A 19,925-nucleotide genomic window follows, 5' to 3' on the forward strand; every position below is an offset into this window, starting at 1 on the left:
AAAAATTATAATTATGGAAACAGAACAAATTCAAACAACCAACAAAAAAACAAGAAGCAAAACAGATTATTCCAGCTACATCGACAATCTGCCTTACGAAGCATTCATAATGCAAGTTTCCGCAATCAACAAAACAAAAGCTTCCGGAGAAGGAATCATCAACAAAGGTGGAGAGATTTCATTCAAAGTCAGTTGTGAAGTCGATTTGTGTTACACGGAAAAGGATGAAAAGTATGGATTTTCCATTTCAGGTTCCACAACCAATCTATTGCAGATTCTAAACCCTGCAGGCGCATCGATTCCATTCTCAAAGAAAGAAGAACTCGTGATTACAAATTTCCTGAATGATAAGATTCTTTTTTGACATCAAGAAGGACTTTTAAAAATAATCCTTTTCAAATGGAAGATAAAATAAACAAAATACCAATAGAACTTGTAAGTCAAGCCCTATCAGAGTTTGAAGAAATACAAATATTAAATGATAAATCAATAGAAGTCAGTGGAATTGCTATCCCACTAAGTACTGATTTGTTTGTTCTACATCTATATCATTTCTATACGATAAACAAAAAATATGGAGACTTAAAGTTTGATAAATTTTGTAAGTTGTTAATCGGTTTTTACGGCTCTCTGCAAACCAAGGTATTATCTTCTTTGGTTGAGAACCCGAATATTTTTAAAGATAAAGACGATAATGGGTTTATGGATATCATAAATCTCACTACCCTTTTAATAATTGAACTCAATCGTTATGAAGTACATCACGATATGACCATAACTAAGATTGATGAAATAAAACCAAAACAATTAAAGAAACCCGTTTATCCGCTCCGGAGAGGCTATTGGTATTAGAAAAAATAGGGTTTGATGAATTACCATTTGTGAAAAAATTAAACGATGGTGAAAAAAAAATCCTAATCTCAACAATTCTAAATTACGACAAGAGGTCTATTGATGGATACATAAATAACAGAAATGACAGTGGTAATGAATCAAAATATATTATAACCAATAAACACAATGAAGAATCCGATAAATTTTTAAAACAATTCCACAAAGACTAATCTTAATACTGCATATAAAGCCACCTAATCCAGGTGGTTTTTTTATACCCTTTTGGGAAAAATGGGAAAAGTTATGGGAAAAACACAGGGTGCAACCTATTGATATTTGTTGAGCAGTAAGCAAAAATGTATAAGCGCAGTGACGATACTACATTTGTCTTATTAGAACTCATAACAAGCAAAACAAATATAAAATGACTAACATCCAGTTCATCGGAACAAACCCGACAGATTTAATCACAGCATTAGAAAACTCTCTCATTCCGAAACTTACGCCAAGCCTTGCCAAACAATTCCAACCCATCCAACCAACGGAATATCTCACACGCTCCGAAGTCTGTGAACTTCTTAAAATTGACTTGAGCAGTTTACATCGTTGGCGCAAAGAAGGCAAGATGCCCAGCTACGGCGTTGGCAATCGTGTATACTTCAAACGCAATGAAGTGGAGCAGATTATTAACCAAAATAAGTTGAGTTAATGGATTCTGCATCACTATTACTTGACGAAATTCTGGAGAAGTATTTCACGAAGCAAGACACACTGAAAGACAACATTAACATTTCTCTTCAAGAAATATCCCTGTATGAGTACAAACTTTTACAGACTGTTTTAAATGATGGAAATGACGCATTAACAGAAGCCATAGAATCATACATTGACGAACTAAAAAAGGAAGCCTTGAAAGCTTCCTAATTGTTCAAATATGTAACAGTGGCAACCATTACAATAACACAAATATAAGAATAATGTTTGATTTATTAAAAGTAAGAACCTATGAACAAGAGATAATCAACACGGTTTATGACAGCATAAAAAATGAATACAGAGTAACTAAAGATTTACCCTATTTAAAGGAATATCAAAATAAAGGAATTACGATAGCCTTTCAAAAGCAGAATAATAGAGAATGTTTGTATGTAACATTCAGCCCTCATAAGCAGGTAAATGAAAATATTCATAATGCTACCCCATTAGCATTGCAAGAAGCGCAGGATAACATCATCAGCACATTGGCTAATATTAAAATTGATAGAAATGATTTTTCGAAGTTTAAAATTACCAGATTGGAGATTGGTGTAAACTACAAATGTGAATTACCATTGGATATTGTTTTCAAGTCTTTCCTTATGTTTCAGACAGCCTTATTCAAAACACATAAGAATTACACGCATTATAAGTTTGCTGACTCGGGATATAGAAAGAACACATACAATAACTCAAGAAGTCCTTACCAAACCTTTAAACATTACATAAAATCCGCACAAAGAGACCACAACGGAATTAGCAATGCGGATAACGGTTATTGTGATGATGAGGTTATGAGAACTGAGATAAAAACAGAACGTTCCGGAAAAGTCAAGGAAATAGGTTTTGACACACTTGCAGACCTATACAGAGACAACGCTCTGGAATGCTCAATCAATTTTCTAAAGAAAAACCTGGAAAAGGTATTTGTCTTTAACCCAAAAGAAATTGACAAAAAGAAATTAAAATCTGTTCCGATGCAGAAACATTTCTACCAAATGACGACTCCGAAATATTGGGAAAACATAAATGGTAAGAAACTTACGTCAGCTAAATCAAAATGGAATGAACTACCTAAGAGTTATGACACAAAAAACATTATCACCAACGCTATATTAGAAGCCATAAAAACACAAAACAATCCGGCGACTACCAAAAAAAACAGGGCGACTTTACACAAAGGAAAAACGACAGACAGAAAAACTGCGAATACTACTATTTATGGGAACTCACAACAAAACAAGTATTATCACATTTCTCTTGATGTTGTAAACTCTCCTTATTTTTTCTGCACAGTAACCGGATTGGATATATCTATGCAACGTGAAGGATTGAGACACCTTTATCAAAATAACAGAAGAAGATTCTATCAAATAAGGGACAGATTTATGCCAATAGAATTTACAAGCAAAACTTTGGAGGAACAAATCGTAAGAATAGAAAGTAACATCAGACATACTCACGACAATAAGGCATTATGCCAACGACTGATGCAGGAACGAAATTATCATCCAGCTCAGGCACAATTTAATTTTCAATATTAAAAATGAAACAGAACACCTACTCCACAAAAAAGATAGCAGACGAACTTGGACTGTCAGAAACTGAATTGATAGAAAAACTGCAACAAGAAAAAATCTTAGATGACTACGGATTCCCAACACCGCAGGCAATAGAATTGGGCTATGTTGTAAAACTGGATGACTTGAATTTTACTGTCAAAAAGATTCAGGAACAGCAAAGAAAAATTTCTAATGATGCCTTGGCAATAATACAAACCTTTCCACCGGTTGAAATAGATTACATACTTTCGCACTTACAATGTAAACAATAATTCTATCAATTAAATATTATTTCAATCCTCCAAAATAGTTACCACCTAGACCCATAGCCCAAAATGGCGATTTATAAAAAGAGTTTTTGAAAACATTTACATCCTTTTGTTGTGGGAAAACCGAGACTGAGTTTGGCAGTTTTTGACCTCCCAACACTCCGTTAATCTTCGTCACATCCGCACCTGGTAAAACTTGACCTGTAATCTGTGCATCCTTAAAAGGATTGTCTCCACCACCGAAGAAGCCGTTACCGTTTTGCATAGATTCAAATCCTGCAGAAGCTACATTGGCAACTCCACTTACAATCCCTCCAATCATTTGATTTTTGGCATTTGCAAATTCTGCATTAGCCAAATCAAGCTGAGTTCCTAATCCGGCTAAATCTGCATTCTCTCTTTGTTCCTGCATATCCTGAATCTTTAATTGTCCATTGGCTCTCATTTGGTCAATCTGCTTTTGTTGTTCATCGAGACTAGAAGCTATTTGCGCTTCCTGAGTATTCTGCTGAGTCATAAGACTTGGCAATAATCCTGCAATCGAACGGCTTCCTCCCATTGCTGCAAGATTTCCGTAAGTCGCCATTGTTCTGGCAATATCCTCACGTTGTCTGTCTGCGCCTAATGTAGAAACTTGCAAGCCGTTAGCTGGATTCACAAGGTCTTGGCGTTTGAAGCTATTAATGTCATTCCTTATTGTTTTTTTTTCTTTGTTGGCCTTAGCCATTTGTAACCCACTCATTCCGGTTGATACTGCCATTCCTATTAATGGCATTGCTACTGCTACTGGCATTATTAATTTATTCTACTTGTTATGCTATAAAGATAATATTCAACACCCCTTTTCGTCATCTTACTTAAAATCACAATCCCCTTTTGAAAGTGCAAGAAAGTACAGGAAAAATGATAAAGAAAGGTAAGATTAGATTGCTCGCACTTGACGGTCTAACAAATCGAGTTTGAAATTCCAAAACATTTTTGCAAAAACAAGAAGTTGGGTATCAAAAAAACCACACAGATTTTGCCATTTTTTAGACTGTAATTTATTCCTATCTAAACTTCTTATCTCTTACTAAGATTTTTGTAGATTTGAGAAAACTAATTACTATGAAATATCTCTATTTAACCGCAATATTTGTTAGCATACTTACATATTCGCAGAAAAGTAACAATTTAGTTAAGGTCAGTACAAACTCTTGGAAATTCTCAAGGAATCAATTTAGACATTTACTATCCATTAGGGTGGGAAATTTCTACAGCAAAAAGACCTCACATTTTATTTAATGCAAAAAATGAAAACCTCAACATCTACTCTACATTGTCAATCAATGATATTTTAGAGAATGCTCCAGAAAATGTTAAAAAATCATTTAAAGAATTAGGGGCTATTGAAACTCAAAATATTATATTCAGCACTCTGCCAAATAAAGACAATTGTAAATCATACGATTTTAATCAGGGAATGGAAAATACTTCCGAGCCTGTTTGTTCATCAACGAAAATAGAAGGCTTACAAACATCAATTTCTTCTTTTTACGGGGATTCTGAAAGAGCAGGATATGTTATAAAGAGTTACATGATTATTTATCAGATTTTATACAAAACTAAGACAATAATTATTACTTTTAATTTTACAGATAGTGATAAGTCTCTGAGACAATCTTCAGATATACTAGCGAAACAAATACTGAACACAGTTGTTTTTAAAAATTTGTATACAAAATAAAAAAATCTTCTATAACACTGATATACAAACTAAACACAATTATAATAGAATACGCTAAACAACAAATATTACAACGAAATTCATCTCTAAATATAATAGAATAGTTCTTTTTATATAATTCTTAATCATCTCTATTTAATAAAAAATCAAACAATTGTTTAATATTATTAAGCTTTTGAACTAGTTGAAACTCACTAAGTGTATTCCAAATTATATTTAGAGATCTATTTCGGCATTTTCAGAGTTCAATAAAAGTAATAAAATGATACTTTTTTGAAATGGTTGGAATTTGGTTGGAATTAATGAGAAACAAAAAACCCTAAAACATTGTTAATAAATGAATTAGGGTTTACTAGTGAGGTGCCTAGCGGATTCGAACCGCTGTAGATGGTGTTGCAGACCACTGCCTAGCCGCTCGGCCAAAGCACCGTTTTCTTGGATTGCAAATTTAGTGTTTTTTTTCAAATTTCAAATTTTATCGGCTTTTAATTTGAAAAAATATTTCTAAAACTGTGTAAAATGTTGATTTGAAGACCAATCCCCTAGCCCTGATGGAAACGGCTATCCTTTTTGTTTTTTTTTGCAGAAGTTTTGTTTTGATAACCAATCATTCTGAAAAAACAAAAAGATAATAGTGGACAGCAGGTTCCCGGCTCCTAAAAATATACACGTTCTACATATCTTTAATCGATTTTTACAATCTTTATTTAGGTTCTAAATAAGTATCTTTGCAAAAAAATTTTAGAACAATGGATAAGATCCAACTAAATACAATAGCAGAAGCAATAGAAGACCTCAAAAACGGAAAAATGATCATCGTGGTAGATGACGAAGACCGTGAGAACGAAGGCGACCTTCTTGCCGCTGCAGAACTGACTACGACAGAAATCATCAACTTTATGACCATCCACGCGAGAGGCTTGATCTGTATGCCGTTGACTGAAAAAAGATGCGACGAACTGGAACTAAATTCGATGGTTGCCAATTCTACCGACCCGAAAGAAACCGCATTTACCGTTTCTGTTGACTTGCTTGGAAAAGGTGCAACGACCGGAATCTCTGCTGGCGACCGTGCAAAAACAATCCTGGCGATTATGGACGAGAACACCAAACCCGGCGATCTGATGAGACCCGGACACATATTCCCTTTGCGTGCGAAAGAAGGCGGCGTTTTGAAAAGAGCCGGACATACCGAAGCTGCGATCGATTTGACAAGATTGGCCGGATTGAAAGAAGGCGGCGTGATCTGCGAAATTATGAAAGATGACGGCGATATGGCAAGACTTCCGGATCTATTGGAATTCGGGAAGAAGCACGATTTGAAAGTGGTTTCCATAGAAGATCTGATTCACTACAGACTGAGACAAGGCGATCTTGTAGAAAGAATCGAGGAACGTGATATCAAAACGCATTTCGGGGATTTCAAATTCTATGTTTTTGAGGAGAAACCGACGGAACAAATCCATTTTGCATTGACGACGGGAACCTGGACACCAGACGAATCTGTTTTGGTTAGAGTTCAGTCTTCGAGTTCTTATTTTGATGTCTTGAGCAGACTTTCCAACGGCGAACATCCTTTGATGCAGCGCGTTGTTGATATGATCAATGCCGAAGGAAAAGGCGCAGTGGTTTTCATTAACAATGTTTCTAACAAAGAAAATACACTCAGAAAACTTCAGCATTTCCTTAATTATCAGGACGGAACCAGCGAGCTTCCGACAATTGCACCAAACTTCCGCGATTACGGCATTGGAACTCAGATTCTGAAAGACTTGGGTATTAATAAATTTAAAGTGATCACGCAGAATCCTAATATCAAACCTGTAATTTCAGGGTATGATGTTGAGGTGACGGAAATGGTGGCTTTATAGACAAAGAGATCATAGACTGATAGATGATTGACTAATGTCGTTTTCATCTAAATTATAAAAGCAAAAAGCTCCGAAATTATTTTTCGGAGCTTTTTTGATTGTAAGTAATAATAAATTATTCTTTTGTGAATTTGAATGCTCTTCCGCCTTGTGAGAAGTCGATGCTCTTTTTATCTGCACTGAATGTGATAGATACATCGGCCTGCTCAAAAGAGAATTTGTTCTGTCCCAAATATTCCAAAGCAAACTCTGGCTGACCAGTTGCTTGACCGTACAACTGCCCTCCTTTTTCTGTGAAAGTCAGTTTCAACGGCACTTCTTTGGTGCTGAAAGTTCCTGCAAATTCTTTCATATTTACTTTTTCCACAGGCACAGCTTGAGCTGAAGTCCAAACATTGTTTTTTGCATTGATATCAGGAACGCCGGAAGCTGGGTCTAATTTCACCTCACTTACTTCTTTGGTAGAATTTACTTTGAACGTCCATTCTGTGTTGCGTTTCCAAACCTCAACAGGTAATTTCACCACCTGAGTTGTTCCATCTTTGAATTTAACTTCAACCGTTGTCGGCATTGGCAACTGACCAAGATTCTCAACCGTGATCTGTGCGCCGTTTTTATAATCGCCATTGAATGGTTTTACCGATTTCACTGCCTGATCTACTTTCCACTTGTTCATAAACCAGCCTCTCCAGAACCAGTTCAACTCTTCTCCGGAAACATTTTCCATTGTGTGGAAGAAATCCCAAGGTGTTGGATGTTTGAATGCCCAACGTGCCACATAAGTTCTGAATGCTTTATCAAATTTCTCAGGACCCAAGATTGTTTCTCTTAAAATTCCCAATCCCATTCCCGGTTTGAAGTAAGCCAAAACACCGATGCTTCTTTCCTTCATATTATCAGGACCTACCATTACCGGCTCGTAGCTGTCATTCAAGACAAATCCTCCCATTTTGCCAATATCCTGCTTGTGGTAGTATTCGCCTTTGTTGAATGCCGCTGTAGAACCATCATTGATAAAAGTATTGAAACCTTCGTCCATCCAGGCAAACAATCTCTCGTTGGAACCTACGATCATTGGAAACCAGGTGTGGCCAAATTCGTGATCGGTAACGCCCCACAGACTTTCGCCTTTGGAACTCATATGACAGAAGACGATTCCCGGATATTCCATTCCGCCTTCGTTCCCCGCAACGTTGGTTGCTGCCGGATAAGGATATTCGAACCATTTTCCTGAATAATGTTCGATGGAAGCTTTCGTGTATTCTGTTGATCTTCCCCAAGCTTTCTCGCCGGCACTTTCTACAGGATAAGCCGAGATTGCCAAAGATTTTTTACCACTTGGAAGATTGATTCTCGCAGCATCAAGAATGAAAGCTGCAGACGAAGCCCAAGCGAAATCCCTCGCTTTTTCTATTTTGAATTTCCAGGTTTTAGTTCCTGTTGCATTATTTTTTCCCAATTCAGATTCCGGGCGGATAGCAACTGTTGCCTCACTGGTTCTCGCCTTGTTCCAACGGCTTACTTCTTCTTTGGAGTAAACTTCTTTTTCATTAAGCAATTCTCCTGAAGCTACAACGTACTGATTGGCAGGAACTGTAATATTGGCTGATAAAGTGCCGTATTCCAAATAAAATTCGGAAGCTCCTAAATATGGCATCGTGTTCCATCCCAAAACGTCGTCATAAACGCACATTCTTGGGTACCATTGCGCCATTGTGAAGATTTTACCATTCTTAGTATCCTCTACACCCATTCTATCAGAGCCGTATTTCGGAGAAAGGAAAGAATATTCTATTTTCAATTTTGCAACACCACCATTCGCTTTAAGATCGTTTGGAAGATCAATTTGCATTCTGGTATCGGTGATGGTATATTTCACATCTTTGCCGTCATATTTTACAGATTTGATCTTGTAACCGCCATCAAACTCTTCGCCGTGGGCGCCATTTCTACTTCCGGAAAGTGGCACAACTCCATTACCTCGCGAGTCCTTTGCAAAAAGATTCTGATCCAATTGCAACCATAGAAATCCTAACTTGTCAGGACTGTTGTTGGTATAAGTGATCTCGGCTGAACCTGTGATCTCATTTTTAACAGCATCAAGGCTGACATTGAGTTGATAGTCTGCTGCGTTCTGCCAGTATTTGTGACCAGGTTGTCCGCTTGCAGAGCGCGTTTCTGTTCCGGTCTGAGGATAGAACAAGGGTTTGAAAGCTTCGGTGTAGCTGTAGGCAGGCGTTTCCTGCGCGTAGCTATTTGCTGAGAAGGCAAATATCGCAACCGCAGAAAGAAGTGTTGGAATTTTGAATTTCATTGAGGAATAGATTTATTATTAAAATAAAATTAGTCAATAAAATCCGGAACTTGTTACATCATTAGGAATAACTGTGAGATAGGACAAAAAAAAAGTAGGCTTACAATCGGGTGAAAGTAAGCTTACATTTGGTCAAGAGTAAGCTTAGTATTTGATAAGAGTAAGCTTACTTTTTTTTGTATTGAATCGCATTATTGAAAATTAGGTCAATTATTTCTTTCAAATATAATATCATCTTGATTATTTTTAGAAAGCGTATTCTGCCAATTAGTGATGATGTGTAAATTCTCGTCAAGCTTAATTTTAAACTTATAAAAACCTGATTTTTCTAAATTTATTTCAAACAACTCATTTATCGTTTTAATTTCATAAACAATCTTAGATTCTCCAGCGACAGAGTATCTTTTAGATATGACATTAATAATTTCGTCCCATCTTATAAATCTTCGGGATTCTTTTGATTTCAAGTAGAAACCATCATCTCGATATTCAAAATCGCCATCAAACTCCGCCAATTTTTCTACATCTTCATACGTTCTGATGTCATTGATAGTTCTGTAATTTTTATCCCAATAATATGCAACAACAAAAATCAAAATTGCTATCACCACAAATAGAATAAACGTGTTCATTCTTATCAATTAGATTTCTTCGATTTGATCATGGCTTCCAAAGTATCCCACATCTCCTGCGGAATATCCTCCAGCATATTGAACTCGCCGGCACCTTGTAGCCACTCACCACCATCGATGGTCACCACTTCGCCATTTACGAAAGATGAAAAATCAGAAACAAGATAGGCCGCAAGATTGGCCAGTTCCTGATGTTCTCCTACTCTTTTGAGTGGATTTTTTTTAGCCAGATCAAATTTATCTTTCATATCGCCAGGTAACAATCTGTCCCAAGCACCTTTGGTAGGAAATGGTCCTGGAGCAATCGCGTTGAAACGGATGTTATATTTCCCCCACTCTACAGCCAGACTTCTTGTCATTGCCAAAACGCCAGCTTTTGCACAAGCGGACGGAACAACGTAAGCAGAGCCTGTCCAGGCGTAAGTGGTCACAATATTCAGGACCGTTCCTGGAACTTTGTTGTCTATCAAATATTTCCCGATGGAAAGTGTGCAGTTTTTGGTTCCTTTCAAAACAATATCAAGGATGGAATCAAATGCAGAATGCGTCAATCTTTCGGTTGGTGAGATGAAGTTTCCGGCGGCGTTGTTCAAGAGAATATCTATTCTCCCGAATTCCTTCAAAGTGGCTTCTTTCATAGCTTCCACTTCGTCCCAGTTTCGGACGTCGCAGGCTACGCAAAGGACTTTTCCGCCGGTTTCTTCTTCAAGTTCTTTTGCAGTTCCTTGAAGTTTTTCCAGGTTTCTGGAAGTGATTACGACTTTTGCACCGAGCTGAAGAAAATATTTGGTCATTGCTTTTCCCAGTCCGCTTCCGCCACCTGTCACGATGGCAACTTTATCTTTGAGTGCGTCTTCGCGCAACATTGGTTGTGAATATGGATTCATTAAGTGAATGATTTTAGATTAAAATTGAAATCATTTGTGGCTTTGGTAAAATTAGATTTTTATTTTGTATTGGAAATTAACAAAAGTTATGCGCGAAATATTATCACATCATCAGACATATTAGTTTTGGCTACAACAATCTTTGATTTGGTCACATTGAAGATTTCATTCTTTTCCACCTTTGTACTGTAAAAATTAATCAATTAAAGTAAAAAAATGGACACACAAAAAGTATGGTTCGTGACAGGAGCTTCAAAAGGATTAGGATTAACTTTAGTCAAAAGATTATTGGCAGAAGGTTATTCCGTAGCGGCAACTTCAAGAAATATAGCTGAACTTCAGAAAGCCATCAGTGAAGAAAGTGCGACATTTCTTCCACTCGAAGTTGATTTGATTAACGAAAATTCTGTTGAGACAGCGGTTTCAAAATCAATAGAGAAATTCGGGAAGCTTGATGTTGTGGTGAATAACGCCGGTTACGGACAATTGGGAACTTTGGAGGAAATTTCAGATTTGGAAAGCCGTCAGAATTTTGACACGAATGTTTTCGGTTCTTTAAATATCATCAGAAAGACAATGCCTTATTTAAGAGAACAGAAAAGTGGATTCATTATCAATATCGCTTCTATTGGTGGATTGACAGGAGAATTTGCAGGTTGGGGAATTTACTGCGCCACCAAGTTTGCAGTCGTTGGTTTTACAGAAGCTTTGGCTGCGGAAGTGAAAGAATTCGGAGTAAATGCAACCGTAGTTTATCCCGGATATTTCAGAACAGATTTCTTAACGTGTGGTTCACTCAGAACACCAAAAACTGAAATGGAAGAATACACTGTAGCAAGACAACTTCAGACTGCACACGAAAAAGATATCAATGGAAATCAACCCGGCGACCCTGAAAAAGCAGCTGTAGCATTGATGGAATTGGTAGCATTGGAAAATCCGCCTGTACATTTGGTTTTAGGCTCTGATGCATTCGGTATTGCCGGAAATAAATTAAATGCACTTCAAAGTGAAATTTCTGAATTTAAAACGCTAAGTACATCTACAGATTATTAAATTTGTAAAGGCAACAGTTTCTTGCTGTTGCCTTTAATTTTTAAAGTTATGCATAACAGAAAATTATACACCATCGATACCATTTCTGAATTTCACAGAATTTCAGGATTGCCCAAACCTCAGCATCCGCTCATCAGTCTGGTGGATTACAGTTTGGTAGAGTATCAAATCGAGGAATCCGAAATAAGCTGGGTTCAGGATTTGTATTTTATGGGTTTCAAAAGAGATATTCAGGGGAAACTTCACTACGGTCAGGGTCAGTATGATTTTGATGAAGGTTTAATGTGTTTTATTGCGCCGAGACAGGTTGTCAAAATGGTTATCAGCAAATATGAAACAAAACCATCAGGATATCTTTTGGCTTTTCATCCAGATTTTATTTGGAATACACCTTTGGCAAAAACCATTAATAACTACAAATTTTTCGGTTATGATGTGAACGAAGCATTATTCCTATCTGAAAAGGAAGAAGAGACGTTAATTGGACTTTTCAAAGGCATTGAAAAAGAATACCAATCGGGAATTGACCAGTTTACACAAAGTATTATTATCTCTCAGATTGAGGTGATTTTAAATTACTGCGAAAGATTTTACCAAAGACAGTTTATTACCCGAAAAAAGACCAATCATCAGGTTTTAGATAAATTAGAAATCATTCTGGAAGATTATTTTAATGAAAATGTGATTGATAAAGGCTTACCGACCGCCAATTATGTTGCTGAACAATTGAATATCTCAACCAATTATTTAGGAAGTTTATTGAAGCAATTAACCGGACAAACCACACAGCAACACATCCACGAAAAACTAATTGAAAAAGCTAAAGAAAAACTTTCAACAACATCGCTTTCAGTAAGTGAAATTTCGTATGAATTGGGATTCGAGCATTCACAGTCTTTCAGTAAACTGTTTAAAGCTAAAACGGATATTTCGCCTTTGGAATTTCGGAAATCTTTTAATTAATCAATAAAATTCCGTTTACCAATATTGCTACACTAAAGACCAATTTGGTTATTTTTTTCACTTTGGCAATCAAGAACTTTGCATAATAAATTAAAACAAAATATTATGCAAAATCTTAAAGGAAAAGTGGTAGCTGTTACCGGAGCAAGTGCAGGAATTGGAAAAGCGATTGCCATAAAATTGGCAGAAAACGGGGTGAAAGTTGTTTTGGGAGCGCGGAACATTGAGCAATTGCAAAGCATAGTTGATTACATTAAAAACAACAACGGCGATGCAATCTCTGTAAAAATAGATGTGAGCAAAAAAGAAGATTTGATTCATTTTGTAAACGCTGCTATTGAAAAATACGGAACATTAGACGTCATCATCAATAATGCAGGAGTGGCGCAGCTTAGCCGGATTGATGAACTGGATGTTGACGGCTGGGAGCAAATGATTGACATCAATATTAAAGGGGTCTTGTATGGAATGGCAGCCGCAATTCCTGTTTTCAAACAACAGCAGTCGGGTCATATTGTGAATATCATTTCTACTTCAGGAATCAAAATTGTTCCGACACAGGGGATTTATGCAGGTACAAAAAATGCTGTTCGTACTATTTCGGAAGCCTTTCGTCAGGAATCGGATGGGAAGATCAGAATTACGGGAATTTCGCCCGGCGTCGTGAAAACTGACTTTGCAAATCATATAAAAAATGAATCAATGAAAACTGTCATTCAACAGAATATGGAACAATTAGCCATAAGCCCGGAAGCTGTTGCCGATGCTGTCATCTATGCCATCAGTCAGCCAAAAGAAGTTGAAATCGGTGACATCGTCATTCGTCCGGCAAAACAAAATTAATTATCTTTGAGTCTTATAAAATGCAGCAAAAAACAGATATCCATCACATCGAAAGCATCTCACAACTGATGCGGGAACTCGGATTGCCTGCGCCTTTGCATCCGTTGATTGCTTTGATCAATTACAATGATGTTTCTGCCGAAATGCTTGAAAAAGGACAAAAGTTAAGTATCGATTTTTATAAAATTTCTTTTAAACCCGATTTTAAAGGGCAAACGAAGTACGGACAAGGCTATTATGATTTCGAAGAAGGCGGATTGGCTTTCCTAAAACCCAAACAAATTGTCTATACGCCGGACGATAAAGAAAGTTATGTGGGCTTTGCATTGTATTTTCATCCGGATTTTATTCTGAATTATCCTTTAGGAAAACAGATAGACCAGTTCGGATTTTTTTCATACAATGTTTCCGAAGCCTTGTTTTTATCGGCAAAAGAGAAAGATATTATCACTAATCTGTTTAACTCAATTGCTGCGGAGTTAACGAATAGTATTGATAATTTCAGTCAGGATGTTTTGGTCACACAAATTGAATTATTATTAAATTACAGCAACAGGTTCTACAATCGGCAGTTCATTACCAGAAAAGCTTTGAACAACAATGTCATCAGTCAATTAGACCTATTACTGAAAAATTATTTCAACAATCGCAGCGGACTCAAGAACGGTCTGCCATCTGTGCAAAATATTTGTGCAGAATTGCAATTGTCCCAACGTTATTTAAGCGATTTGATGAAATCATTGACAGGACTCAATACACAGCAATATATTCAAAATGCAATGATTGAAAAAGCCAAAGAAAAACTCTCAACCACCGAACTTTCCGTAAGTGAAATTGCGTACGAACTGGGCTTTGAGCATTCTCAGTCTTTCAGTAAGTTATTTAAAGCTAAAACGGATATTTCGCCTTTGGAATTTCGGAAGTCATTTAATTAAATTTTTCGGCTACAAGAAATTACTTTTCGGCTACAAGAATACAACAGCGAAACCTCAAATTTGCTTCATTAAAATATATCAAAATGAAAGTATTTGTTACAGGCGCTACAGGTTTTGTAGGAACAGCCGTAGTACAGGAATTATTAGCCAATGGCCATCAGGTTTTAGGATTGGCGCGTTCAGAGGAATCGGCAAACAAACTTATTGCGGCCGGCGCAGAAGCACACCGAGGAGATTTAAACGATTTTGAAAGTTTGAAATCGGGAGCTAAAGCTTCAGACGCAGTGATTCACTTAGGATTTGTTCATGATTTTACAAGATTTGCAGAAATGTGTGAATTAGATGGAAAAGTAATTGAAACCATTGGTGAAGCATTGTTGGGAACCGAAAAACCTTTTCTGATTACTTCAGGGACGGCACTTTTTTCAAAAGACGGACTTACTGTAGAAACAGACCGCTCAGTAAATCCACATCCAAGAATCGCTACAGAAAATGCTGCCGATGCTGTATCCGCAAAAGGTGTGAAGGTGGCAGTTATAAGATTGTCGCCATCCGTTCACGGTAAAGGCGATGTCATTGGTTTTGTCCCTACATTGATTAGGATTGCAAAAGAAAAAGGCAAATCTGCTGTGATCAATGACGGCGATAATTTTTGGCCTGCAGTTCACAAATTGGATGCTGCGAAATTGTACCGATTGGCTTTGGAAAATCCTTTTGAAAGCGGAACCAGATATCACGCAGTTGGAGAACAGGGCATTCGGTTAAAAGACATTGCAACAGAAATTGCTGAAAAATTGGATGTTCCGTTGGTTTCCCTTAAAGACGAGGAAGCAGCAGATCATTTTGGATGGTTTGCACATTTTACAAAGCTTAATAATTTAACTTCAAGCGAAGAAACCAAATCAGCTTTAGGCTGGGAACCTCAACATCCAACTTTGATGGAGGATTTGAAAAGTGATGTTTATTTCCTTGAACCAAAATAATCTGTAGTTTATATTCATTAAATTTGATTAAATATTAAACCAATGTCTGACTCGCCGATAAGAATAAAAACCATTTCCCAATTTCATACATTGAGAGGTTTGCCAAAGCCGAAACATCCGCTCATCAGTGTGATTAATTTTCAGGATATGGCACCCGCTTTAGAAAGCGGAAAGCAGAGTCTGATATTTGATTTTTATATGATTTCTGTCAAACGGAATATGAATCATAAATACAGATACGGCCAGCAGGATTATGATTTTGACGAAGGTGTGATGTTCTGTATGGCACCGCATCAGATTCTGAGCGTCATCAGAGAAGAGCACGGCAAAAATCCTTCCGGATGGATGATGATGATTCATCCGGATTTTCTTTGGAATACGCCATTGGCAACTGCCATCAAAAAATATGAATTCTTTGATTACTCTGTGAATGAAGCCCTGTTTTTATCCGAAGATGAGGAAATAAAAATCCAGCAAATCACCGAAAACATTAAGCAGGAATACCAGGCGAATATTGACAAATTCAGTCAGAATATAATTATCTCTCAGTTGGAAACACTTCTGAATTATTCAGAAAGATTCTATCAAAGACAATTTTTAACCCGGCACAAAGCACATCATCAGTTCTTAGAAAAATTAGAGGTTTTGCTTAATGATTATTTTGAAAGAGATGATTTTAAAGAAAAAGGACTGCCTAGCGTTCAGTTTCTGTCAGAAGAACTAAATATGTCGCCACAATATATGCGCAGTCTCCTGAAAACTTTGACCGGACAAACGACACAACAGATTATCCACGAAAAACTCATTGAAAAAGCCAAAGAAAAACTCTCTACCACCGAACTTTCAGTAAGTGAAATTGCGTATGAACTGGGCTTTGAACATTCTCAGTCTTTCAATAAACTGTTTAAAGCTAAAACGGATATTTCGCCGTTGGAGTTTCGGAAGTCTTTTAATTAAAAAAATCTTCAATCCGTAATTTGCATACGACAATCTTCATTTTGCATACATCGGATTCTTCACTTATGCTCAACTTTGCTTTATCAAAATTAATATTGAAAAAATGAATAAAGTAAAATTAGGAAATCAAGGATTAATCATTCCGAATATCGGCTTGGGATGTATGGGAATGACAGGTTTTGGCGACGCAGATATGTATGGTAAAACCGATGAACAGGAAGCCATTGCAACCATTCATCGTTCTTTGGAATTGGGCGGAAATTTTCTCGACACAGCCGATTTGTATGGACCTTTTGCAAATGAGCGATTGATTGCAAAAGCCATTGAAGGCACTCGTGACCAATACATTCTCGCGACTAAATTCGGTTGGGAAATCGATGATAATGAGCAAGTGACTTGGAAAATCAATGGACAGAAAGGTTATGTGAAAAAATCGGTTGAGCGTTCGCTGAAAAACCTGAAAACGGATTACATCGACCTTTACTATATGCATCGTCTGGATAAAAATGTTCCGGTTGAGGAAACGGTTGGTGCGATGAGCGATTTGGTGAAGGAAGGGAAAATCGGGTACATTGGTTTGTCTGAAGTTTCTTCTGAGACGGTCAAAAAAGCGCACGCCGTTCATCCAATCACAGCGGTTCAAAGTGAATATTCGTTGTTTGAAAGAACGGTTGAAGAGAAAGGCGTTATCAAGACTTTGAATGAATTGGGAATTGGTTTTGTGGCGTATTCTCCATTGGGAAGAGGATTTTTGTCCGGACAAATTCGTTCGATTGATGATTTGCCGGAAAACGATTTCCGAAGAGGAATTCCAAGATTTCAGGAACAACATTTCCATAAGAATATTGAATTGGTGGAAGCTATTGAAAATCTTGCTAAAGAAAAAGAAATTACTTCTTCACAATTGGCTTTGGCTTGGATTATCAGCAAAGGAATTGTTCCGATTCCGGGAACGAAACGAAGAAAATATCTTGAACAAAATATCGAAGCCGGAAAAATTGTTTTAAGTGAAAATGAGCTTGCAAAACTGGAAAGTATTGTACCTTTAGGAACCGATACTGGCGCGCCTTACGACGAATTCAGTATGGGACTTTTGGATTATTAAATTTTAAATTGATAGAATGAACACCATTACCTCCATTTCGGCTTTTCACAGGTTATTGTCGCTTCCGGAACCCAAACATCCGATGGTCAGCGTTATCAATCTTTCTGAAAGTATTTTCATTGAAGATGAGGTCTGGAAAGGTTTTGTGAGCCGATATTATTGTGTCGCGCTGAAACGAAATGCGACGGGAAAAATAAAATACGGCCAGCAACATTACGATTACGACAAAGGTGTTTTGAGTTTTACGGCACCTAATCAGGTTCAGTATCTCGATTTGAAAACAATGGATTGTGAAAATACGGGTTATCTGCTGATTTTTCACGAAGATTTTCTTTTGAAACAGCCTTTGGCAACAACAATTTCGTCGTATGGATTTTTCTCTTACGCCGTGAATGAAGCCTTGCATCTATCGGAAGATGAGGAAAATGACTTGCTTGAAATTCTAAATAAAATCGATAAAGAATGTCAGCACATCGACCAGCACACGCAGGAAATTATTCTGTCGCAAATTGAATTGTTACTGAATTATTCCAAACGTTTTTACGAGCGACAATTCATTACGCGAAAAAGTGGAAGTCATCAGCTTTTGACGAAATTTGAAACGTTTTTGAATGAATATTTTGATAAAGAATCTTCCGAAAAAGGACTTTTGACGGTTCATCAAATTGCCGAAGCGATGAATCTTTCTCCGAATTATTTAAGTGATTTATTAAGAATCCAAACCGGACAAAATACGCAACAACATATTCACGAAAAGCTCATCAGCAAAGCGAAAGAGAAACTTTCAACCACGGAATTATCGGTGAGTGAAATAGCTTACGAACTGGGATTTGAACATTCGCAGTCGTTCAGTACCTTGTTTAAAAAGAAGACTAAAATGTCGCCGTTGGAATTTCGGCAGTCGTTTAATTAAAAATATTTCTCTCGCAGATTTTGTGGATTGTACAGATTGAATTTAAATCTGCCAAATCTGCGAGCGTCTTATTTATTTTCGAAAATATCTTCTCGGAGATTATTTTTATGTGTTCTTCCCCACTCGGAAAGCGCCATTATGACCGGCTTTAACGTTTTGCTATAATCTGTGGAAATATATTCTACGACCACAGGCGTTTGTTCGCTGTGAACGATTCTTTTTACAAAACCATTGATTTCCAAATCTTTCAATTCGTTCGAAAGTACTCTTGCAGATATTCCCACAACGATTCTTTGCAGCTCATTGAACCGAATACTTCCCTGTTCCTGCAACGCGATGATAATTTTCAGTTTCCATTTTCCGCCGATGACATAAATCGCATCTTCCACAGACGACAGACTTTCGGAACATCTTCGAGCTGTAATTGGCTCTTCAAATTCAATAATTTTTTCCATAAAAATAAGCTTAACTAACTCAAAGGTTACTACTAACCTTTTGTTCACTACTAACTTTTGATAAGCAAATGTACATAATTTTGTTGAAGAATTTTAATCATCAAAAAAAATTGAAATCGCTGAGAAGCGATTCCATATGACCTTTAAAAAAATTATTACTGACTTATGAAAAACATACTTCACATTATTTCGAGTCCGAGAAAGGATTTGTCCGCAAGCAGAAAATTAGGAAATGCGGTTATCGAAAAAATCCAAGGGAAATATCCTGACAGCGTGGTAAAAGAACGTGACCTGACAAAAAACCTTGTTCCGCTTTTGGAAGAAGCACACATCAACACTTTTTTCTCTCCCGCAGAAAGTCATTCGCCCGAGCAACGGTCCATCAATGCCTATTCTGAAAATTTGATTTCGGAACTTCAGGAAGCCGACATTATTGTCATCGATTCTCCGATGTACAATTTCTCTGTTCCCACCACACTCAGAGCGTATTTTGATTTTACTTCAAGAGCAGGTTACACTTTTAAATACAGCGAAAAAGGTCCTGAAGGTCTGCTGAATGACAAGAAATTATACATTGCTTTCGCATCCGGAAATATTTATTCAGAAGGACCTTATCAAATTTTTGACTCGAATGTTCCTTATGTAAAAAATGTCTTTGGTTTCTACGGCGTCAAAGATGTCAGCGTATTTCGTGCAGAAGGCTTGTCGATTCCGGGAATTATGGAAAATGCTTTGGCAAAAGGAATTGACAGCATTATTATTGACTAATATTTAAATTTATTAGAAAATAATCTCTCGCAGATTTGGCAGATAAAGCAGATTTTTTCAATGTAATCATCTGCAAAATTTGCTTCATCTGCGAGA

Annotated in this window: 22 protein-coding genes and 1 tRNA gene; 17 read left to right on the plus strand and 6 right to left on the minus strand. The window is 37.0% G+C overall.

Annotated features, from left to right (window positions below; all coding sequences use genetic code 11):
- Positions 1-13: 13 nt before the first annotated feature.
- From LUD75_RS03400 to LUD75_RS03425, 6 genes are all read left to right on the plus strand, one after another.
- Positions 14-364: a hypothetical protein gene (locus tag LUD75_RS03400; protein WP_232704290.1), complete on the plus strand. Its 351-nt coding sequence runs from the start codon at positions 14-16 to the stop codon at positions 362-364.
- Positions 365-399: 35 nt separating this feature from the next.
- Positions 400-852 carry a hypothetical protein gene (locus tag LUD75_RS03405; protein WP_232704291.1) on the plus strand — a complete coding sequence of 151 codons (453 nt, stop codon included), beginning with the start codon at positions 400-402 and terminating at the stop codon, positions 850-852.
- Positions 853-1,258: 406 nt separating this feature from the next.
- Positions 1,259-1,543: a helix-turn-helix domain-containing protein gene (locus LUD75_RS03410; RefSeq protein WP_232704292.1), complete on the plus strand. Its 285-nt coding sequence runs from the start codon at positions 1,259-1,261 to the stop codon at positions 1,541-1,543.
- Complete coding sequence (locus tag LUD75_RS03415) at positions 1,543-1,758, plus strand: hypothetical protein (RefSeq protein ID WP_232704293.1); 216 nt, start codon at positions 1,543-1,545, stop codon at positions 1,756-1,758. The genes LUD75_RS03410 and LUD75_RS03415 overlap by 1 nt, the downstream gene beginning before the upstream one ends.
- A gap of 53 nt (positions 1,759-1,811) precedes the next feature.
- The gene (locus tag LUD75_RS03420; protein WP_232704294.1) at positions 1,812-3,134 is read left to right on the plus strand and encodes a hypothetical protein; all 1,323 of its coding nucleotides are present in this window, start codon (positions 1,812-1,814) and stop codon (positions 3,132-3,134) included.
- Between the two features lie 2 nt (positions 3,135-3,136).
- Positions 3,137-3,424: a hypothetical protein gene (locus tag LUD75_RS03425; RefSeq protein ID WP_232704295.1), complete on the plus strand. Its 288-nt coding sequence runs from the start codon at positions 3,137-3,139 to the stop codon at positions 3,422-3,424.
- A 16-nt stretch (positions 3,425-3,440) separates the two neighbouring features.
- Here LUD75_RS03425 and LUD75_RS03430 read toward each other — a convergent pair whose 3' ends face one another.
- Positions 3,441-4,214: a hypothetical protein gene (locus LUD75_RS03430; RefSeq protein ID WP_232704296.1), complete on the minus strand. Its 774-nt coding sequence runs from the start codon at positions 4,212-4,214 to the stop codon at positions 3,441-3,443.
- 525 nt (positions 4,215-4,739) lie between these two features.
- Here LUD75_RS03430 and LUD75_RS03435 point away from each other — a divergent pair.
- Positions 4,740-5,147 (plus strand): hypothetical protein, encoded by a 408-nt coding sequence (locus LUD75_RS03435; protein ID WP_232704297.1) that lies wholly within the window; start codon positions 4,740-4,742, stop codon positions 5,145-5,147.
- A 358-nt stretch (positions 5,148-5,505) separates the two neighbouring features.
- Here the strand turns inward: LUD75_RS03435 and LUD75_RS03440 are convergent.
- Positions 5,506-5,576 (minus strand) — tRNA-Cys (locus LUD75_RS03440).
- 320 nt (positions 5,577-5,896) lie between these two features.
- Here LUD75_RS03440 and ribB point away from each other — a divergent pair.
- On the plus strand, positions 5,897-7,018 hold the full coding sequence (ribB, locus tag LUD75_RS03445) for a 3,4-dihydroxy-2-butanone-4-phosphate synthase (protein ID WP_232704298.1): 1,122 nt from the start codon (positions 5,897-5,899) through the stop codon (positions 7,016-7,018).
- A 115-nt stretch (positions 7,019-7,133) separates the two neighbouring features.
- On the opposite strand, the gene LUD75_RS03450 is transcribed toward ribB, so the two are convergent.
- The 3 genes from LUD75_RS03450 to LUD75_RS03460 all read right to left on the minus strand — a co-directional run bounded on the left by LUD75_RS03450 (position 7,134) and on the right by LUD75_RS03460 (position 10,851).
- A complete protein-coding gene (locus LUD75_RS03450; RefSeq protein ID WP_232704299.1) occupies positions 7,134-9,332 on the minus strand; it encodes a M1 family metallopeptidase in 2,199 nt (732 codons plus the stop codon).
- 206 nt (positions 9,333-9,538) lie between these two features.
- On the minus strand, positions 9,539-9,964 hold the full coding sequence (locus LUD75_RS03455; protein ID WP_232704300.1) for a hypothetical protein: 426 nt from the start codon (positions 9,962-9,964) through the stop codon (positions 9,539-9,541).
- A 5-nt stretch (positions 9,965-9,969) separates the two neighbouring features.
- Positions 9,970-10,851 carry an SDR family oxidoreductase gene (locus tag LUD75_RS03460; RefSeq protein ID WP_232704301.1) on the minus strand — a complete coding sequence of 294 codons (882 nt, stop codon included), beginning with the start codon at positions 10,849-10,851 and terminating at the stop codon, positions 9,970-9,972.
- A 216-nt stretch (positions 10,852-11,067) separates the two neighbouring features.
- Between LUD75_RS03460 and LUD75_RS03465 the strand changes: the two genes are divergently transcribed.
- The 8 genes from LUD75_RS03465 to LUD75_RS03500 all read left to right on the plus strand — a co-directional run bounded on the left by LUD75_RS03465 (position 11,068) and on the right by LUD75_RS03500 (position 18,606).
- A complete protein-coding gene (locus tag LUD75_RS03465; protein ID WP_232704302.1) occupies positions 11,068-11,907 on the plus strand; it encodes an SDR family NAD(P)-dependent oxidoreductase in 840 nt (279 codons plus the stop codon).
- Between the two features lie 48 nt (positions 11,908-11,955).
- Positions 11,956-12,870, plus strand: a complete 915-nt coding sequence (locus LUD75_RS03470) for an AraC family transcriptional regulator (RefSeq protein WP_232704303.1) — start codon at positions 11,956-11,958, stop codon at positions 12,868-12,870.
- Between the two features lie 105 nt (positions 12,871-12,975).
- Positions 12,976-13,713 carry an SDR family oxidoreductase gene (locus tag LUD75_RS03475; protein WP_232704304.1) on the plus strand — a complete coding sequence of 246 codons (738 nt, stop codon included), beginning with the start codon at positions 12,976-12,978 and terminating at the stop codon, positions 13,711-13,713.
- A gap of 20 nt (positions 13,714-13,733) precedes the next feature.
- Positions 13,734-14,648: an AraC family transcriptional regulator gene (locus tag LUD75_RS03480; protein ID WP_232704305.1), complete on the plus strand. Its 915-nt coding sequence runs from the start codon at positions 13,734-13,736 to the stop codon at positions 14,646-14,648.
- 83 nt (positions 14,649-14,731) lie between these two features.
- The gene (locus LUD75_RS03485; protein WP_232704306.1) at positions 14,732-15,631 is read left to right on the plus strand and encodes an SDR family oxidoreductase; all 900 of its coding nucleotides are present in this window, start codon (positions 14,732-14,734) and stop codon (positions 15,629-15,631) included.
- Positions 15,632-15,673: 42 nt separating this feature from the next.
- On the plus strand, positions 15,674-16,588 hold the full coding sequence (locus tag LUD75_RS03490) for a helix-turn-helix transcriptional regulator (protein ID WP_232704307.1): 915 nt from the start codon (positions 15,674-15,676) through the stop codon (positions 16,586-16,588).
- Positions 16,589-16,691: 103 nt separating this feature from the next.
- A complete protein-coding gene (locus LUD75_RS03495) occupies positions 16,692-17,693 on the plus strand; it encodes an aldo/keto reductase (RefSeq protein WP_232704308.1) in 1,002 nt (333 codons plus the stop codon).
- Between the two features lie 16 nt (positions 17,694-17,709).
- The gene (locus LUD75_RS03500) at positions 17,710-18,606 is read left to right on the plus strand and encodes a response regulator transcription factor (RefSeq protein WP_232704309.1); all 897 of its coding nucleotides are present in this window, start codon (positions 17,710-17,712) and stop codon (positions 18,604-18,606) included.
- A 68-nt stretch (positions 18,607-18,674) separates the two neighbouring features.
- Here the strand turns inward: LUD75_RS03500 and LUD75_RS03505 are convergent, their stop codons facing one another.
- Entirely contained in the window at positions 18,675-19,061 is a 387-nt protein-coding gene (locus tag LUD75_RS03505) for a helix-turn-helix domain-containing protein (protein WP_232704310.1), read from the minus strand.
- A gap of 165 nt (positions 19,062-19,226) precedes the next feature.
- Between LUD75_RS03505 and LUD75_RS03510 the strand changes: the two genes are divergently transcribed.
- Complete coding sequence (locus tag LUD75_RS03510; RefSeq protein ID WP_232704311.1) at positions 19,227-19,829, plus strand: NAD(P)H-dependent oxidoreductase; 603 nt, start codon at positions 19,227-19,229, stop codon at positions 19,827-19,829.
- Positions 19,830-19,925: the final 96 nt, after the last annotated feature.

The organism is Epilithonimonas sp. JDS (genome assembly GCF_021261315.1).
Taxonomy (GTDB): Bacteria; Bacteroidota; Bacteroidia; order Flavobacteriales; family Weeksellaceae; genus Epilithonimonas.

Bases quoted from the DNA above. Each gene is read 5' to 3' on its own strand.
- LUD75_RS03400 (WP_232704290.1), top strand. From the start codon at position 14: ATGGAAACAGAACAAATTCAAACAACCAACAAAAAAACAAGAAGCAAA.
- LUD75_RS03405 (WP_232704291.1), top strand. From the start codon at position 400: ATGGAAGATAAAATAAACAAAATACCAATAGAACTTGTAAGTCAAGCC.
- LUD75_RS03410 (WP_232704292.1), top strand. From the start codon at position 1,259: ATGACTAACATCCAGTTCATCGGAACAAACCCGACAGATTTAATCACA.
- LUD75_RS03415 (WP_232704293.1), top strand. From the start codon at position 1,543: ATGGATTCTGCATCACTATTACTTGACGAAATTCTGGAGAAGTATTTC.
- LUD75_RS03420 (WP_232704294.1), top strand. From the start codon at position 1,812: ATGTTTGATTTATTAAAAGTAAGAACCTATGAACAAGAGATAATCAAC.
- LUD75_RS03425 (WP_232704295.1), top strand. From the start codon at position 3,137: ATGAAACAGAACACCTACTCCACAAAAAAGATAGCAGACGAACTTGGA.
- LUD75_RS03430 (WP_232704296.1), bottom strand. From the start codon at position 4,214: ATGCCAGTAGCAGTAGCAATGCCATTAATAGGAATGGCAGTATCAACC.
- ribB (WP_232704298.1), top strand. From the start codon at position 5,897: ATGGATAAGATCCAACTAAATACAATAGCAGAAGCAATAGAAGACCTC.
- LUD75_RS03450 (WP_232704299.1), bottom strand. From the start codon at position 9,332: ATGAAATTCAAAATTCCAACACTTCTTTCTGCGGTTGCGATATTTGCC.
- LUD75_RS03455 (WP_232704300.1), bottom strand. From the start codon at position 9,964: ATGAACACGTTTATTCTATTTGTGGTGATAGCAATTTTGATTTTTGTT.
- LUD75_RS03460 (WP_232704301.1), bottom strand. From the start codon at position 10,851: ATGAATCCATATTCACAACCAATGTTGCGCGAAGACGCACTCAAAGAT.
- LUD75_RS03465 (WP_232704302.1), top strand. From the start codon at position 11,068: ATGGACACACAAAAAGTATGGTTCGTGACAGGAGCTTCAAAAGGATTA.
- LUD75_RS03470 (WP_232704303.1), top strand. From the start codon at position 11,956: ATGCATAACAGAAAATTATACACCATCGATACCATTTCTGAATTTCAC.
- LUD75_RS03475 (WP_232704304.1), top strand. From the start codon at position 12,976: ATGCAAAATCTTAAAGGAAAAGTGGTAGCTGTTACCGGAGCAAGTGCA.
- LUD75_RS03480 (WP_232704305.1), top strand. From the start codon at position 13,734: ATGCAGCAAAAAACAGATATCCATCACATCGAAAGCATCTCACAACTG.
- LUD75_RS03485 (WP_232704306.1), top strand. From the start codon at position 14,732: ATGAAAGTATTTGTTACAGGCGCTACAGGTTTTGTAGGAACAGCCGTA.
- LUD75_RS03490 (WP_232704307.1), top strand. From the start codon at position 15,674: ATGTCTGACTCGCCGATAAGAATAAAAACCATTTCCCAATTTCATACA.
- LUD75_RS03495 (WP_232704308.1), top strand. From the start codon at position 16,692: ATGAATAAAGTAAAATTAGGAAATCAAGGATTAATCATTCCGAATATC.
- LUD75_RS03500 (WP_232704309.1), top strand. From the start codon at position 17,710: ATGAACACCATTACCTCCATTTCGGCTTTTCACAGGTTATTGTCGCTT.
- LUD75_RS03505 (WP_232704310.1), bottom strand. From the start codon at position 19,061: ATGGAAAAAATTATTGAATTTGAAGAGCCAATTACAGCTCGAAGATGT.
- LUD75_RS03510 (WP_232704311.1), top strand. From the start codon at position 19,227: ATGAAAAACATACTTCACATTATTTCGAGTCCGAGAAAGGATTTGTCC.